This is a genomic window from Gillisella taibaishanensis (assembly GCF_001938985.1).
GTDB classification, from domain to species: domain Bacteria; phylum Pseudomonadota; class Alphaproteobacteria; order Rhizobiales; family Rhizobiaceae; genus Allorhizobium; species Allorhizobium taibaishanense.
This window is the reverse complement of the sequence record NZ_MKIN01000023.1, coordinates 23721-39727: the sequence shown is the minus strand read 5'-3', so window position 1 is coordinate 39727 and position 16007 is coordinate 23721. Positions and strand designations below refer to the sequence as shown.

16 protein-coding genes are annotated in these 16007 nt (G+C 59.5%); 12 read left to right on the top strand and 4 right to left on the bottom strand.

What is annotated here, in order from left to right; translation table 11 throughout:
• Positions 1–117: 117 nt before the first annotated feature.
• On the bottom strand, positions 118–1521 hold the full coding sequence (locus BJF91_RS17015) for a lipopolysaccharide biosynthesis protein (RefSeq protein WP_075616059.1): 1404 nt from the start codon (positions 1519–1521) through the stop codon (positions 118–120).
• A gap of 198 nt (positions 1522–1719) precedes the next feature.
• Positions 1720–4419 carry a preprotein translocase subunit SecA gene (secA, locus tag BJF91_RS17010; RefSeq protein WP_075616058.1) on the bottom strand — a complete coding sequence of 900 codons (2700 nt, stop codon included), beginning with the start codon at positions 4417–4419 and terminating at the stop codon, positions 1720–1722.
• 261 nt (positions 4420–4680) lie between these two features.
• Between secA and BJF91_RS17005 the strand changes: the two genes are divergently transcribed.
• The 6 genes from BJF91_RS17005 to BJF91_RS16980 all read left to right on the top strand — a co-directional run bounded on the left by BJF91_RS17005 (position 4681) and on the right by BJF91_RS16980 (position 9322).
• Positions 4681–5556, top strand: a complete 876-nt coding sequence (locus tag BJF91_RS17005; protein ID WP_075615746.1) for a peptidylprolyl isomerase — start codon at positions 4681–4683, stop codon at positions 5554–5556.
• A 99-nt stretch (positions 5557–5655) separates the two neighbouring features.
• Entirely contained in the window at positions 5656–6897 is a 1242-nt protein-coding gene (argJ, locus tag BJF91_RS17000; protein ID WP_075615745.1) for a bifunctional glutamate N-acetyltransferase/amino-acid acetyltransferase ArgJ, read from the top strand.
• Entirely contained in the window at positions 6897–7685 is a 789-nt protein-coding gene (locus BJF91_RS16995) for a GNAT family N-acetyltransferase (RefSeq protein WP_075615744.1), read from the top strand. Before argJ ends, BJF91_RS16995 begins: the two co-directional genes overlap by 1 nt.
• Positions 7682–8098 carry a (deoxy)nucleoside triphosphate pyrophosphohydrolase gene (locus BJF91_RS16990; RefSeq protein ID WP_075615743.1) on the top strand — a complete coding sequence of 139 codons (417 nt, stop codon included), beginning with the start codon at positions 7682–7684 and terminating at the stop codon, positions 8096–8098. The genes BJF91_RS16995 and BJF91_RS16990 overlap by 4 nt, the downstream gene beginning before the upstream one ends.
• Positions 8099–8687: 589 nt before the next feature.
• On the top strand, positions 8688–8939 hold the full coding sequence (locus BJF91_RS16985) for a hypothetical protein (RefSeq protein ID WP_324615722.1): 252 nt from the start codon (positions 8688–8690) through the stop codon (positions 8937–8939).
• A 230-nt stretch (positions 8940–9169) separates the two neighbouring features.
• A complete protein-coding gene (locus BJF91_RS16980) occupies positions 9170–9322 on the top strand; it encodes a Flp family type IVb pilin (RefSeq protein WP_234801657.1) in 153 nt (50 codons plus the stop codon).
• Positions 9323–9437: 115 nt separating this feature from the next.
• On the opposite strand, the gene BJF91_RS16975 is transcribed toward BJF91_RS16980, so the two are convergent.
• Positions 9438–10307: a methyltransferase domain-containing protein gene (locus tag BJF91_RS16975; RefSeq protein WP_075615740.1), complete on the bottom strand. Its 870-nt coding sequence runs from the start codon at positions 10305–10307 to the stop codon at positions 9438–9440.
• A 312-nt stretch (positions 10308–10619) separates the two neighbouring features.
• On the opposite strand from BJF91_RS16975, the gene BJF91_RS16970 reads away from it, so the two are divergent.
• From BJF91_RS16970 to BJF91_RS16950, 5 genes are read left to right on the top strand one after another with little or no spacing between them, the layout of a single operon-like run.
• A complete protein-coding gene (locus tag BJF91_RS16970) occupies positions 10620–11378 on the top strand; it encodes a ComF family protein (RefSeq protein WP_210289078.1) in 759 nt (252 codons plus the stop codon).
• A gap of 48 nt (positions 11379–11426) precedes the next feature.
• On the top strand, positions 11427–11681 hold the full coding sequence (gene grxC, locus BJF91_RS16965; RefSeq protein ID WP_075615739.1) for a glutaredoxin 3: 255 nt from the start codon (positions 11427–11429) through the stop codon (positions 11679–11681).
• A gap of 8 nt (positions 11682–11689) precedes the next feature.
• A complete protein-coding gene (locus BJF91_RS16960; RefSeq protein ID WP_075615738.1) occupies positions 11690–12547 on the top strand; it encodes a carbon-nitrogen hydrolase family protein in 858 nt (285 codons plus the stop codon).
• Positions 12544–12972 carry a DUF1178 family protein gene (locus BJF91_RS16955; protein ID WP_075615737.1) on the top strand — a complete coding sequence of 143 codons (429 nt, stop codon included), beginning with the start codon at positions 12544–12546 and terminating at the stop codon, positions 12970–12972. Before BJF91_RS16960 ends, BJF91_RS16955 begins: the two co-directional genes overlap by 4 nt.
• Positions 12969–13580 (top strand): DUF3291 domain-containing protein, encoded by a 612-nt coding sequence (locus BJF91_RS16950; RefSeq protein WP_234801656.1) that lies wholly within the window; start codon positions 12969–12971, stop codon positions 13578–13580. Before BJF91_RS16955 ends, BJF91_RS16950 begins: the two co-directional genes overlap by 4 nt.
• Before the next feature lie 6 nt (positions 13581–13586).
• Here BJF91_RS16950 and ubiG read toward each other — a convergent pair whose 3' ends face one another.
• Positions 13587–14345: a bifunctional 2-polyprenyl-6-hydroxyphenol methylase/3-demethylubiquinol 3-O-methyltransferase UbiG gene (gene ubiG / locus BJF91_RS16945; protein ID WP_075615736.1), complete on the bottom strand. Its 759-nt coding sequence runs from the start codon at positions 14343–14345 to the stop codon at positions 13587–13589.
• A gap of 407 nt (positions 14346–14752) precedes the next feature.
• Here ubiG and BJF91_RS16940 point away from each other — a divergent pair, with 407 nt between their 5' ends.
• A complete protein-coding gene (locus BJF91_RS16940; RefSeq protein WP_075615735.1) occupies positions 14753–15688 on the top strand; it encodes an SH3 domain-containing protein in 936 nt (311 codons plus the stop codon).
• The last annotated feature ends 319 nt before the right edge of the window (positions 15689–16007 follow it).

The following is a 16007-nucleotide window of genomic DNA, read 5'->3' as shown; positions in this document are numbered from 1 at the left end:
TCATTGCGTGATTCATCGTCGCGCCGTCGTCGCGGGCCGTGTCCGGTTCTGACCCGTTCTCTGGGCTCGTCTCGTTAAAGACAGGCGATGTGTTCATTTCACGCAACCCTTTTTGCATCATGCGGGGCTGTTCCTCGCCATACGTGACAAAGGATCGGCGAAGGCGAAGAGGACGATGCCAAGCGCATGGCGCACGGCAATATGCAGTAACGTTGCTTCCACCAGCATGGCCGATGCCGCTGCCGTGGCAGCGCCGGTCAACCCGTAGAGCGGAATGAGGGTTACATTCAGCCCGATATTAGCTGCTAACGCAATCACATACAGTAAGACACACAATTTTTGTCGGCCAGCCATAGTCAGCAGCATTTCGCCGGGGCCGATCAGCGCCTTGGTGAGTGCGCCCGCAAACAGAATGGCCATAAGCGGATAACCGGCGGTAAAATTTGGGCCGAAAAGACCCAGCAGCACCTCTCCGGCCGCTAAAACCATCAGGCCGATCACCAGGGAAGGCCAGAAGCACCAACGTGCCATCCGGCCGGCAAAGAGCGCAAGCGGAAGGATGTCAGCCTCGTTCATCAGCGCGGAAAAGCGCGGACCTGCTGCCGCCTTGACAGCGAAATAGACGAATTGCACCAGCGCCATGGTCTTGGCTGCGGCGAAATAAATGCCCACCTGGTCAGGCGGCAGATAGAGCCCGACGACCATGACGTCTGAATTGGTCAGGAGAAACAGGAAGCCCTCGATCAGAAAGATCGGCACGGCGACCCTCAGCCAGGTCATGAAATCGATCCGTCGGGGGCCTTTCAGATATTTGCGGCGCAGGCGCCACTGAATGGTGGCGAACTGGCAGAGCGTCGTCACATAGGTTGCCGCAAGGGCGGCCTGCATGGCTGTGGTGGCGGTGCGCGGCGCGCCCGCCATGACGGCGGCCACCATGAAGGCGAGGATCAGAATTGGCCGGACGATGTACGTGGGGCTTAGCGCCGCCACCGGCCAGCTGTTGGCCCGCGCCGTTCCGTCCAGCACATCGCCGAGCGCGATCATCGGCAACGCGAACAGGCCGAGAAACAATGGCGTCATATAGTAATCGGCAACGCGCTCACCGGCAAAATGCAGCAGCACCAGCCCGGCTGCGGCAAGGCAACTGGCAAGGCACAGAGAGAAGATCCTGATGGTAACCGTGATGCCCCGGATCTCGGCAATTTCCTGGCGCGCATGATATTGCGGCAGGAAGCGGATGACGGTCGAGTGGAAACCGAGGCAGGAGAGATTGCCGAACAGCACCACCAGCACCCAGACGAACACGAAGATCCCGTATTCGAAATCCCCCATCAGCCGAGCCTGGACGATTTGTGAGAAAAACGCAATTCCGGCGCTGACGACGCGGATGGCAAAGGCGATCAGTGCCATGCGCTGGGCATGCGCTACATCGTCCTGACCGGCGAGAGCCGTGAGAATTTTCAGCACAGGCGCGCGCAGCCTCGCCGGCAGGATCGTCTCAATCCTCTGGATAATCGCCATCATAGATACGCAATACTCACCGGCCCATTCCTCACGAGAAGACAAGTCTTGTCAGCCCAGGGTTAACAAAAGGATGAACGGCGGGAACGCAAGCGCAGATACGCGTCAAAATGGGAGATGCCGCGACCAAAGTGGCCTGGCCTGTCGATCGGGAGCTTACAAAAAAGGCCAGAACCGAAGCCCTGACCTTTTCATGTTTTAAGCCATCAAGGCTCCATGGCAGTGCTTGAAGCGCTTGCCGGAGCCGCAGGGACACATCTCATTGCGTCCAACCTTGCCCCAGGTCGAGGGATCGTTCGGATTGCGGCTTTCGGGTGCGACGTTGCCGTCGGTGGCGGCAAACTCGTCCTGACCGGTCTGCGGGTTTTCGTGGTGCCCATGCATGATCGGCAGGGTCGGCTCGGCCGGTGCCTCGCGCACGATCTCCACCCGCATCATCTGCGCGGTGACGCCCTCGCGCATGTTGGCCAGCAGTGCCTGGAACAGTTCGAAGGCTTCCGCCTTGTATTCCTGCAGCGGGTCGCGCTGGGCGTAGCCACGGAAGCCGACGACCGAGCGCAGATGGTCGAGATTGACGATATGTTCGCGCCAGAGATTGTCGATGGTCTGCAGCAGCACGGAGCGCTCGATATAGGCCATGATTTCAGGGCCGAAACGCTCGGTCTTGTCGGCCATAACAGCATCGGCGGCCTTCTTGACCCGCTCGACAATGTCGTCCTCGGCAATGCCTTCTTCCTGCGCCCAGTCTTCGATGGGAAGATCAAGGTTGAGGATGCCCGTCATCGCTTCCTTCAGACCGGCCACATCCCACTGTTCGGCATAGGCCTTTTCCGGAATATGGGTGCGAACGATCGTGTCGATCAGTTCGTGGCGCATGTCGTCGATGGTCTCTGTCAGGTCCTCGGCATCCATCAACTCGACGCGCTGCTCGAAGATAACCTTGCGCTGGTCGTTCAGTACATCGTCATACTTCAACAGGTTCTTACGGATGTCGAAGTTGCGGGCCTCGACCTTCTTCTGGGCGCGCTCCAGCGCCTTGTTGATCCAAGGGTGGACGATGGCTTCGCCTTCCTTCAGACCCAGCTTCTGCAGCATGCTGTCCATACGGTCTGAACCGAAGATCCGCATCAGGTCATCCTGAAGCGAGAGGTAGAATTTCGAACGGCCCGGATCGCCCTGACGGCCGGAACGGCCGCGCAGCTGGTTGTCGATACGCCGGCTTTCATGGCGCTCGGTGGCGATGACGTAGAGACCGCCGGCGGCAAGCGCCTTTTCCTTGAGGGCCTTTACTTCCTCGCGGATCGCCTGTTCCTTGGCGTCGCGCTCGGGACCGGGTTCCATGCCCTCGAGATCACGCTCAAGCCGCATGTCGATATTGCCGCCGAGCTGGATGTCGGTACCACGGCCGGCCATATTGGTGGCGATGGTGACGGCGCCAGGCACGCCGGCCTGGGAGACGATATAGGCTTCCTGCTCGTGATAGCGGGCGTTCAGCACGTTGAAATCGGTAAAGCCGCTCTGGCGCAGCATGGTCGCCAGCAGTTCGGATTTCTCGATTGAGGTGGTACCGACCAGAACCGGCTGATTGCGGGCGGCGGCGACCTTGATCTCCTCGATGATCGCCTTGAACTTTTCCTCGAAGGTCCGGTAGACCTCGTCATCCTCGTCGATACGCTGGATCGGCAGGTTGGTCGGGACTTCGATGACGCTGAGGCCGTAGATGTCCTGGAATTCCTCGGCTTCGGTATTGGCCGTGCCGGTCATGCCGGCAAGCTTGGAATACATGCGGAAATAGTTCTGGAAGGTGATCGAGGCCAGCGTCTGGTTTTCCGGCTGGATCGTCACCTTTTCCTTGGCTTCCAGCGCCTGGTGCTGACCTTCCGAATAACGGCGGCCCGGCATCATGCGGCCGGTGAATTCGTCGATGATGACGATTTCGTCATTGCGGACGATGTAGTCCTTGTCGCGCTGGAACAGCTTGTGGGCCTTCAGCGCGTTGTTGATGTGGTGGACGATCGCAACATTTTCCACGTCATAGAGCGAGACGCCCTTGAGCAGGCCTGCGTCTTTCAGCAGGTTTTCCAGCTTCTCGGTGCCGGCCTCGGAGAAATTGGCCGATTTTTGCTTCTCGTCGATTTCGTAGTCTTCGGCGCTCAGCATCGGGATGAAGGCGTCGATGGTGGTGTAGAGATCGGACCGGTCGTCGAGCGGACCGGAGATGATCAGCGGCGTGCGCGCTTCGTCGACCAGGATCGAGTCCACTTCGTCGACGATCGCGTAATTATGACCGCGCTGGACCATCTGGCCGCGCTCATACTTCATGTTGTCGCGCAGATAGTCGAAGCCAAGCTCGTTATTGGTCGCGTAGGTGATGTCGCAGGCATAGGCCTCGCGGCGCTCGTCGTCGTTCATGCCGTGCACGATTACGCCGGTGGTCAGGCCGAGAAAGCTGTAAAGCCTGCTCATGATGCCGGCGTCGCGGCTGGCGAGATAATCGTTGACCGTCACGACATGCACGCCCTTACCGGACAGCGCATTGAGATAGACGGCCAGCGTCGCTACCAGCGTCTTGCCTTCGCCGGTCTTCATTTCGGCAATGGCATTTTCGTGAAGGATCATGCCGCCGATCAGCTGCACATCGAAGGGGCGCATGCCGAGCGCCCGGCGCGAGGCTTCGCGCGCCACTGCAAAGGCCGGCACAAGGATGTCGTCAAGCGTCTTGCCATTGGCAAGCTCGGCCTTGAACTCAGCCGTCTTTGCGGCCAGTTCGGCATCGCTCAGGGCCTTGATACTATCTTCAAGGGCATTGATGGCGGCCACGCGAGGCTTATTTCCCCGGATGCGGCGTTCATTCGAGGAGCCGAAAAGTTTGCGGGCGATCCCACCAAGACTGACCATGTCCATGGTCCTTTCTGAATTCCGTCACAAGGGTGAAACCGAAGCGCCGGTATCTTTCCGAGCGCTCGAGACCACATGACAGTGGAGATTGGCGTACCGCGGCCGGAAACTGCTCTGGACGCGGAGATGCGTGACAGATAAGAGGGGGGTCGAATTATGTCAACGGGACAGCATGCACCACAAGTGCCACAATCGCGTGGTTTAGGGTGTTTTCGACCCGATTGGCAGTCTCAATCGGCCACTTTACCGAAGGGTTATTTCATGCTGCGTTCTCATAAACTCGTCCTGGCGGCCTGCGCCGCCCTTGTGACGCTGTCTTCCTACGCCCAGGCCGACGATGCCGTTGTCGCCAAGGTCGGCAAACTGGAAATCCATCAGTCGGAACTGGATCTGGCGATCGCCAATCTCGATCCGCAGTTCGCCCAGATGCCTGACGACCAGAAAAAGGTTGCCGCTCTCTCCGGCGCCATCGACGTAAAGCTGCTGGCCGGTAGCGCCATGGGCGAAGGCATGCAGAACGATGCCGCTTACAAGCAGCGCATGGCCTTCATCGGCGACCGCGAACTGCACAACGCCTATTTCAAGAAATACGTCGTCGACATGACGACCGATGCGGAAGTCAAGGCGCGCTACGACAAGGAAATCGCAGCCCTGCCGAAGGAGCAGGAAATTCACGCCCGTCATATCCTCGTGAAGACCGAGGATGAGGCCAAGGACGTGATCAAGCAGCTCGACGCCGGCAAGGATTTTGCCGAGCTTGCCAAGGAAAAGTCCACGGATTCCAGCGGCTCTGACGGTGGCGACCTCGGCTTCTTCGGCAAGGGCCGCATGGTGCCTGAATTCGAAGAGGCCGCCTTTGCCCTGAAGCCCGGCACCTACACCAAAACGCCGGTGAAGAGCCAGTTTGGCTATCACGTCATCAAGGTCGAAGAAATCCGCGACGCGGCTCCGCCGAAGTTCGAAGACGTTCAGCAACAGGTTCGCCAGCTGGTGATGCGCGACAAGTATCTCGCCCTGCTGGAGAAGGCCAAGACCGCTGAAAAGGTCGAAGTTGTCGATCCGAGCCTGAAGAAGGGCTACGAGGACATCAGCAAGCAGCAGGCCGAGCCGGACGCTGCCGTTCAGCCGAAGCCTTAAGCCAACACCGATCCGTCGCATCGTGCCTGAGGCGCGATGCGACGGGTTTCTTGCGTCGAAGTCTTAGCATCCATACCTTTCTGGGGGCCATTTCCTGCCATGTCAGCCAGTGTTTCTCCTCTCGCACCAAAAACCTTTGCGGACATGCCTGCGGTCCGTGGAGTTGCCATGGCGACCGCCGCAGCCGGTATCAAATACAAGAACCGGACCGATGTACTGCTGATGGCCTTCGACAGGCCCGCAAGCGTCGCCGGCGTGTTTACCAAGTCCAAGTGCCCCTCGGCGCCAGTGGATTTCTGCCGCAAGAACCTCTCCCATGGCGTGGCTCGCGGTGTGGTGGTCAATTCCGGCAATGCCAATGCCTTTACCGGCGTGAAGGGCCGAGCAGCGACCGAATTGACGGCGAAGTCGGCTGCAAGTGCTCTCGGCTGCGCTGAAAGCGAAATCTATCTCGCCTCGACCGGTGTGATCGGCGAGCCGCTCGACGCGACGAAATTTGCCGGCGTGCTTGATGATATGGCGCGCGATGCCAAGGGCGATTTCTGGTTTGAAGCCGCCAAGGCAATCATGACCACGGATACCTATCCCAAGGTCGCGACCCGGACGGCCGAGATCGGCGGCGTGACCGTAACGATCAACGGCATTGCCAAGGGTGCGGGCATGATCGCCCCTGACATGGCAACAATGCTGTCCTTCGTCGTCACCGACGCCGATATCGCACCCGCTGCTTTGCAGGTTCTGCTTTCGGCTGGTGTCGGTCCAAGTTTCAATTCCGTGACTGTCGATAGCGATACATCCACCTCAGACACGCTGATGGTCTTTGCCACGGGTGCTGCCGCCGACGATGGCCAGGCACGGGTGGAAAGCGCCGACGATGTTCGCCTCGACGGCTTTCGCGCCGCCTTCAACGATCTGCTGAAGGATCTTGCCCTGCAGGTGGTGCGCGACGGCGAAGGCGCCCGCAAGATGGTCGAAGTGACCGTCAAGGGCGCTGAAAGCGATGCAGCAGCCAAGGTGATTGCCCTTTCGATCGCCAATTCGCCACTGGTGAAGACCGCGGTTGCCGGCGAGGATGCCAATTGGGGCCGCGTTGTCATGGCTGTCGGCAAGGCCGGCGAAATGGCCGACCGCGACCGGCTGGCAATTTGGTTCGGTGATGTCCGCGTTGCCGTCAATGGCGAGCGCGATCCGGCTTATTCGGAAGCGGCGGCCACCGCCGTGATGCAGCGCGAGGATATTCCTGTTACCGTTGATCTGGGCCTTGGCTCCGGCACCGCAACAGTCTGGACCTGCGATCTCACCAAGGAATATGTGGCGATCAACGGGGATTACCGGAGTTGATGGTGGTAGATTTCACCTCATCTGCGACCCCGAACCTGCCGCAGGTGCGCCGGCTGGAGGCTGTCAGTTTTCGCGCATGGCCTGCTGCATCTGTGCAGTATGACGGCAGCTGGCAGATCAGGTTGACGGGCGGGCATCCGTCCAAGCGGGTCAACTGCGTTGTTGCGCTTGACCGCTCGGATACACGCGACATTCGCCTGCGCCTTGAAAAGGCAGCGCGCAAGTTCGAGTCCTATGGCCGGACTATGGTGTTTCGCGAAACCCCCCTGGCGCCGCCGCAAGTCGTAGACGTATTGCGTGAGGATGGCTGGGTCCGCTTCGATGAGAGCCTAGTCATGTCGCTTGATCTGTCGCTGATGCCTGACCACGATGTCATGGATCACCTGCCGACCCAGGATATCGGCCGTTTCGTCGATGCGAGCCTGACGCTGCGCAACGAAGATGATGCGTCAAAGCCGGCGCTGGCCGAGTTGATCAGCAATATAAAGCCGCCACTCGGCCTGTTTCTGATCGAGCAGCCGGACAATGGCCCGGTCGCCGCGGCAATGTGCGTTCAGGACAACGATCTCGCCGGCCTTCTGCAACTGGCTGTCGGCAACGCCTATCGCGGCCAGGGTACCGGTTTCGAGTTGACCTATGCCGCCTTGCGCTGGGCGAGAATTCGCGGTGCCAAAAGTGCTTGGTTGCAGGTGCAGGCCGATAATGAGGCCGCTCTTGCGCTATACCGCAAGCTGGGTTTCCAGGAAGCCTATCGCTATTGCTACTGGCGTCAGGACGGCGAGGCATGACCGCGGACACGCCTCGCTCCATCCTTCTGGTCGCCGCCTGTGCGCTTCTCGACAGCGATGGGCGCATTCTCCTGGCGCAAAGGCCAGAGGGTAAGTCGCTGGCCGGTCTCTGGGAGTTTCCCGGCGGCAAGGTAGAACCGGGCGAGACGCCAGAAGAGACGCTGGTGCGCGAGCTTGAAGAAGAACTGGGGATCATCACGAAAATCCCATGCCTTGCACCGCTGACCTTCGCCAGCCACACCTATGAAACCTTCCATCTGCTGATGCCGCTCTATGTGTGCCGTCGCTACGAAGGCATCGCCCAAGGCTGCGAAGGCCAAGCCCTGAAGTGGGTAAAGCCGGGCGATTTACGCTCGTATCCGATGCCGCCGGCCGATGAGCCGCTCATTCCCTTCCTGCAGGATCTGTTGTGATCTGAGGGCGAAGCCGTACTGTGGAAAATCCGGATGGGCTGTCGCTTGCTCACCGGTTTTTATCGTCGATTAATAGAAAGTTAATCCTCAAGCCCGCAATATTCCATCATCATGCAGTGGCGCTTGGTGCATCGCCTGATGCCCACTGGCGCCAAACGGCATGATCGCTTGGGGCGCGATATCGTTTGATACAAATTGCTACGGTTTTTCAAGGCCTTGAGATTTTGCTCCTGTAGGCTTGCTATTCCTGCGGTGACGAAATCCCGGCTTCCTTTTAAAGGAAGCGCTTGGAGAATCAGTTTGCGCTCGCAGCTTTCGCTTACGGTGAAGCGCTGAGGCAGGCATCCACAACGGCTAATTTTCTTAAATCGCGAGCGGTTTGAGAAAATTATGCATCAGATTGAGAATGAAGTGGCTTCTTATGTGCGTTTGGACAAACGCACGGTGCCGAAAACTCGTTTCGTCGGGCTTTCCTCCCCATGCGGAACGAATTGTGAGGATTGCGATGACGCAGAAGGATTTCGGAAAGGGCGGACGGCAGTCGCGACGCGCGACTTCCAGATCTGGTGGCGTGGGCCGATCCGGCAGAATGGGCGCAATCAACCTTGCTCTCTTGTTTGCCGTCACCGCCATTGCGGTGTCGCTGGTCTTGACGCCGATGCTGTCAGACAAGACCACTGGGCAAATGGCCGGCCGACCGGCCGACATCGATGGCATGAGCACGGGATCCATTCCCGGCGGCCGTGATGCTGGAAAGCACTATACGATCCGTCGCAGCGTACTGCAGGATACGCCCGGTTCCGTCTGCATCATCAGCCCCGGCAACGGCAATAGCTGCTGAATTTCCTGATCATCCAAATAGGCTTTCACCCATTTTTGGTGAGTGGCGCCCCGCTTAATATTGGGGAGGCGTTAATCTCTGCCACGCTACCGTTTGTCGTAGAAACGGTGCCGATACGATGCCGTAGGGCGCCTTGCCGCGTGCGGGCACCTAATAAGTGACCATGCGGGAGCGCTTGGTTCCGGGGCGATATCATGGGGTTCATGCGCTTGATCTGCGGACCAGTTTCAGTGTTTCGGCAGTCGTGCGGGGCAACGGCGATCGAATACGGCCTTATCGTCGGCCTGGTCGGCGTGTCACTCTATCTGGGGCTCTCTGTCTACTATGATGCTCTCGTTGCCCTGTTCGATGTCATCATTGCCGCCATGGCCAGGCTGGTGTGAGCGCCGCTGCATAATTTCCTCAAATCGGTAGAGATTTAAAGAGGAAATTATTCAGCAGATTTAAAGTGCTACAGCGAACCTTTGTGCGCCATATATGGCGCACGGCGCTGTCGTTTCATGACTTGTCTTTCAGGGCGTCGGCAAGGCTGATCTTCGCCGAGCCCGGCTTCAGCGGCTTGGGCTGGCTTTCATGCGGCGCCCAGCCGGACATGTAGATGATCGAGAAGCTGGCGCGGATTCGGCCGTCTGGATCGCTGTGGCGTTCAGCGTACAGCTCGGCAGCCCGCACGAAGAAGCGGCGCGTCAGCGGCTTGCGGCTGCGGGCACGCAGCGGATTTGTCATGCCCATGGCTTTCAGATCCCGCATCAACTCGAAGATGCTGTCATAGCGCACGGTGTAGGTCTCGACATCGACAACAGGCAGGGCAAAACCCGCCCGCTGCAACAGGCCGCCCATGTCACGTACATCGGCAAATGGAATCACCCGTGGGCTTGCCCCACCTTCCAACTCGATTTCGGCGCTCAGCAGTACGTCGCGCAATTCACCAAGCGTTCCGGCTCCCGGCAATGCGGTCAGCAGCAGCCCATCCGGCCGCAGCGCCCGCCGCATCTGGATCAGCAGGCCTGGGGTGTCGTTGGCCAGATGCAACACCAGCGGCGATAGCAGAAGATCCGCGCTCTGCTCGGCCAATGGCAGATGCTCGATCGTGCCGGTCGTAATTGTTTCGCCGGCGTTTGCAAATCGAGGGCTGGTTTCCACCCGTCGCAGGCTTTCGATCCGGCCGCTTTCCAGACAAGCGCGGGCAACCCGTCCATCCATGCCGTGCAGTTCCACGGCGGCTTTGAATTGCCGCTCGACCACAGCCAAACGCTCGGCCAATTCCTGAGCCACAATATCGAGCAGAAAGCCGGCGCCGCTATCGCCGCCTCCAAGGGCGCGCTCGCGGTTGCGGATGACCAGGTCCGGGTCGAATAAAGCATCCATCGGAAAGTCCTCTTCTCGTCATGGATCGGCGGCGCCGGTCTTAATGGAATCCGGCTGAGGTGCAAGCGCCGAGGCTCAGGTGTCGATCTACTGCATAATGGCAGGCGGAGGAATTGGTTTGCCAAGAAAAGCACCAGGATTGCCGGAGCAGCATTTCCGGTGAAATGGCTTGAAGTCGGTCTTGGGAAACGTGCATGATGGCGCAGTTTCATCTTGGCGATGTAAAATGAGCAGAGAGGGGCCGTTTACAAGGCGGCAGGGGCGAGATTGGGTGATGTCGGGCACATCGGCGGTGGAAGGATTGTCTTTGCCCTGCGCGGGGTGCGAGCGGTGCAGCGACTCACCTCGACGGCGGCAAAGGTGGTGCGCGACCTCGTCTATCCGCCTGGCTGTGCAGCCTGCGGGCTGCCGATTGCGGACGCCGGTTGCCTATGTTCGGGTTGCTGGTGCAGCGTGCGGTTCATCGAGCGGCCCTATTGTGAAATTCTCGGTCTGCCCTTCGGATTTGATCCCGGGCGGGGCATGGTCTGCGCCGAGGCGATCGCCAATCCGCCCGTCTTCGACAGGCTGAGGGCGGTTGCCGTACATGACGGTGCGGCTCGCGATCTGGTGCATCGGTTGAAATATGGAGATCGCACCGATCTGGCGCCGATGATGGCAGGCTGGATGAAACGGGCGGGAGGCGACGATCTGGCGCGCGCGGATGCGATCCTGCCGGTGCCGCTCCATCGTTGGCGGCTGTTTTCCCGCCAGTATAACCAATCGGCGGAACTCGGCCGGGCGCTGGCGAGGTTGTCGACCAAGCCGTTCCTGCCTGGTGTGCTCGTGCGCGTCAAACGGACCAGCAAGCAGGTGGGGCTGTCGCAGACGGCGAGAGCCGAGAATGTGCGCGGCGCCTTCAAGGTGCTGGAAAGCCGCCGCGATGCGGTTTTCGGCCGGCATATTGTACTGATCGACGATGTCTACACGACAGGCGCAACCGTCACGGCCGCGACCCGTGCTCTGAAGCGCGCCGGTGCGGCCGAAGTCACGGTTTTGACCTTTGCAATGGCCTTGGCAGCGCCTATATGACAAGCACTTGCATGACGGCATTGATCCTTTGACAATGGGGAAACGAATATGGCATCCGTGACGATCTACACGCGGAAATATTGCGAATATTGTGCCCGCGCCAAGGCGCTGTTGACCTCCAAGGACGTGGATTTCACGGAGATCGACGCCACCGGCAATGCGGAACTGCGCCAGGAAATGATCGACAAATCGGGCGGTACTACCTTTCCGCAGATCTTCATCGGGGGAACTCATGTCGGAGGCTGCGACGATCTGCATGCCTTGGACCGGGCCGGTAAGCTCGATCCGATGCTAGCTGGCTGAGGCTCCTCATGACGATTAAGGTTGCTGCTCTGCAAATGTGTTCCGGCAAGGACCTGGACAAAAATGCTCAGACCATGGCGCGTCTGGTGCGTGAGGCCGCCGCTGCCGGGGCTACTTATGTCCAGACCCCCGAGATGACCGGAGCCCTGCAGCGCGACCGTGCGGCCTTGAAGGCAATGCTGCGCGACGACGAGCATGATCTGATCGCCGTGACTGCGGCTAAACTTGCCGCTGAATTGAAGATCCATGTTCATGTCGGCTCGACCGCCATTGCGCGCGACGATGGCATGATCGCCAATCGTGGCCTGCTGTATGGACCCAATGGCCGGCGGATCTGCACCTATGACAAGATCCATATGTTCGACGTCGATCTCGACAATGGCGAGAGTTGGCGCGAAAGCTCGGCCTACCATCCCGGCAAGACCGCAATCGTTGCCGATCTGCCGTTTGGCAAGCTTGGCTTTGCGATTTGCTACGATCTTCGCTTTCCCTCGCTGTTTCGCTCCGAAGCCATGGCGGGCGCCGAGATCCTGACGGTGCCTGCGGCCTTCACCCAGCAGACGGGCGAAGCGCACTGGCATGTACTGCTGCGGGCGCGTGCTATCGAGAACGGTGCCTTCGTGATTGCCGCCGCCCAGGGTGGCACCCATAAAGATGGCCGCCAGACCTATGGTCACTCGTTGATCATCGACCCATGGGGCACGATCCTGGCCGAAGGACCCGCAGCGGGAGAGGCGGTTGTCATGGCTGAGATCGATGTTGAGGCCGTAAGGGCCGCACGCATGAAGATCCCTAATTTGAAGAATGGCCGCGATTTCAATCTCGATCACGTCCCTGTCCTCGCCAAGGGAGGGCAGACGGTGTGATCCGCTATTCCCTCGTCTGCGATCAGGCTCATGAATTCGAAGGTTGGTTTTCGGAAAGTGCCGATTTCGATCGGCAGAAGGCCAGCGGCTTCCTGACCTGCCCGATCTGCTCCTCACCCTCGATCTCGAAAAGCCTGATGGCGCCGATGGTGACGACAGCGCGTGCCAAGGAAGAGCGGCAGATGGTCGCCCATGATACGGCGCAACGGGAAGCCTATATCAAGCTGAAGGAAGCGGTTGCGGCTGTGCGCGCCAATAGCGAGGATGTCGGCGAGCGTTTTCCGGAAGAGGCGCGCAAAATCCATTACGGTGAGGCTGATGCGCGCGGCATTATCGGCAACGCCAGTCCGGACGAGGCGCGGGCGCTGATCGACGAGGGGATTGAGATCGCTCCTCTTCCGGTCCTGCCTGACGATGTCAATTGACCGCGTTACCGTCCGATCCACTGGCCGATCAACTGGCGCATCATCTGGCGATTTATAATTTCGGTCTGCATGTCGCTGCCTACGACGATCCTGCTGTCAGAGGTTTCGTCTCCCGAGAGCCCCTGAATTTCGAAGCGGCTGCGCGAGCTGAAGGTTATATTGGCCGTTCCGGCTATGCTGGCGAACCCGGTCCCGAGAGTTGGGGCGTACAGGCGTTCCCTCGTTTTATCGCGGGTAGCGGCTTTACGTCCGGCCCGAGCTCCCTGTCCCTCTGGCAGGATATCGAAACGCTGATGGCGTTTTCCTATAGTGGCGTCCATGCGGAGGCGTTAAAGAACGCGCGGGCGTGGAACATCAAGCAGACGTGGCCGCCGCTGGTGCTGTGGTGGGTGCCGGCAGGCACAAGGCCGGAATGGTCGGATGGGGTCTCTCGACTGGAGCATCTGGCCGAGCATGGGGCAAGTCCTGACGCCTTCACCTTCAAACAGGCGTTTTCACCCGATGGCGCGCCTTATAGTCCCGACAGATCCAGGATGAAGGCACTGGTTGCCGAAAACCTGTCCCGGCAACAGGATCTCCTCCATTTGCTCACATCTATCTCCGTGTGACCGGGATCACGCTTCGCTGACTGCCGGTCTGCGGGTCAACATCATGTAATTCACGTCGGTATCCGAAGACAGGTTCCATTGGTTCTGGAAGGGGTTGAAGAACACACCGATGGTCTCGGTGACTTCCATGCCCGCGCCCAGAATAGGATTGCGGAGTTCTTCGGGCCGGACAAGCTTTTCATATTGGTGAGTACCGCGGGGCAGCCAGCGCAGCACGTATTCGCAGGCGCCGATGGCCAGGGCGGCGGCCTTCAGGGTGCGGTTTATGGTCGAGATCAACATCAGGCCGCCGGGGCGCACCATGGAGGCGCAGGTGGAGATGAAATATTCAACATCGGCGACATGCTCGACCACTTCCATGTTCAGCACGATATCGAAGGTCTCGCCTGCGGCAGCCAGGCTCTCAGCGGTGACGGCGCGGTAATCGACCCGTATGCCGGTCTGGGCGGCATGGGTGCTGGCGATGCCGATATTCTTGGCCGAGGCGTCGGCGCCGAGCACGTTGGCGCCCATGCGGGCGATAGGCTCGGACAGCAGACCGCCACCGCAGCCGATGTCGAGAACGCGCAGATCGGCAAGCGGCTGGGCAGAGCGCGGATCACGTCCGAAATGCTTGCAGGCATTATCCCTGATATAGGTGAGGCGAATGGGATTGATCTTGTGCAGCGGTTTGAACTTGCCTGTTGGATCCCACCATTCGGCGGCCATTGCGGAAAACCGGTCGACTTCGGCCTGATCGATCGTGCTCTTTGCGGTCTCGCTCATTGGGTTCTCCTGACTGACGATGGTGATAGGCATGGCACGAGGCTTTGTTTTGTACTCGTGAGGTCGGACGATCCACCGCCAAAGTCAAGGGTAGGCGACACCTTGTCGCTCCAAAAAGTCAATGATGTGTGTTGAGACGGATCTGCCTCAAAAAAGCCGGAGGATCTTGATCGGACTACTTTCATCGTGAGGAGCCAATACTGGCCGGGAACAAATAAACCGGGACCACGTTACGGTGCCGAATGGAGCCAACTGGCATTATAAGCCAAGGCTAAAGCATGTTCATGAAATCACATAGTGCGTTTCTCAGGACGTGCGGCAAAAAAATAATCCGGAGCAGTTCAGTGTTTCTAAGAAATAGTGAACTGCTCTGACCAAGGTCAGGGACGGCCAGGGAGATCGAATTGATGAAACCACTCTATTTATCGGCCTTTGTGGGACTGGCGGCGCTTACGCTACCCGCCGCCGCGGAGGCGGCTCAGGCCTTCGCAACGGCCAATGTCAACTTGCGGGCTGGGCCCAGTACGCAATACCCGCCGGTCCTGGTCGTGCCAGCTGGCAATTCGGTCGAGATTTTCGGCTGCCTCTCCTCCGCCAACTGGTGTGACGTCGGCTATGCGGGCTATCGCGGCTGGATCTCCGGCAGCTACCTGCAGACCCAGTATTCCAGTCGGCGGATCTACGTCGACCCCGATTACTACGGGCAGCTCGGCATCCCCACGGTAACCTTCCAGGTCGACAACTACTGGGATCGTTACTATCGCGGTCGCGATTTTTACCGTGAGCGTGATCGCTGGCGCCGTGCGCCTCCGCCGCCGCCGGTCTGGCACCGCGATGGCCCGCCTCCGCGCTTCATGGGTGGTAATCCTCCTCCGCCCCCACCGCCGCCGGGCGGTCCAGGCAGGTACGACCCTCGGATGGATGGTGATCGTAACCGTCCGGGCGACGGTCGCCCATGGCATCGCCCTGGCGATATGCGTCCCGATGACCGGCGCCCTGGCGACATGCGCCCTGATGACCGACGTCCCGGTGACATGCGCCCCGATGACCGGCGCCCAGGCGACATGCGCCCCGATGATCGGCGCCCTGGTGACCAGCGTCCCGGTGACATGAGACCGGGTGACATGAGACCGGGTGACATGCGGCCAGGTGGCATGCGGCCGGATGATCCTCGCCGTGGCCCGCCGCAGCCGCCGCAGCCGCCGCGCCCAGATCGAGGCCCTGATGGTAATCGGCCCCCACCGCCACCACCGGCGCCGGATCGTGGTCCGCCACCACCACCACCACCACCACCGCCGGGGGGTGCATGTGCACCGAATACGCCAAATTGCCCGCCTCGGTAATTTGATCTCGGCACTTTATAGGTGTCCTTTGCAGGAGGGTCGCGTAGATGCGGCCCTCTCTGCGTTTTGGAGGCGTTAGGCCCCATAATTGATCTTTTTCGTCTATCCTGTATTTCTCATAGTTTTTTAGAACAACATATTTTAGTTGTAATTCATGTACGTGACACATCTACTTAAAATTGCAAAAATTCACTTTTCCTTAATTGAAACCCTGCTTTTCTAACTGCGTCGACAGGGGGTGTCGGCGCCGCAAGGAAAAGTCAAGATACAGCTTTGAGACGTGCTGCGTTGGCGTCACCTCGATGGCGATCTAGCGTGG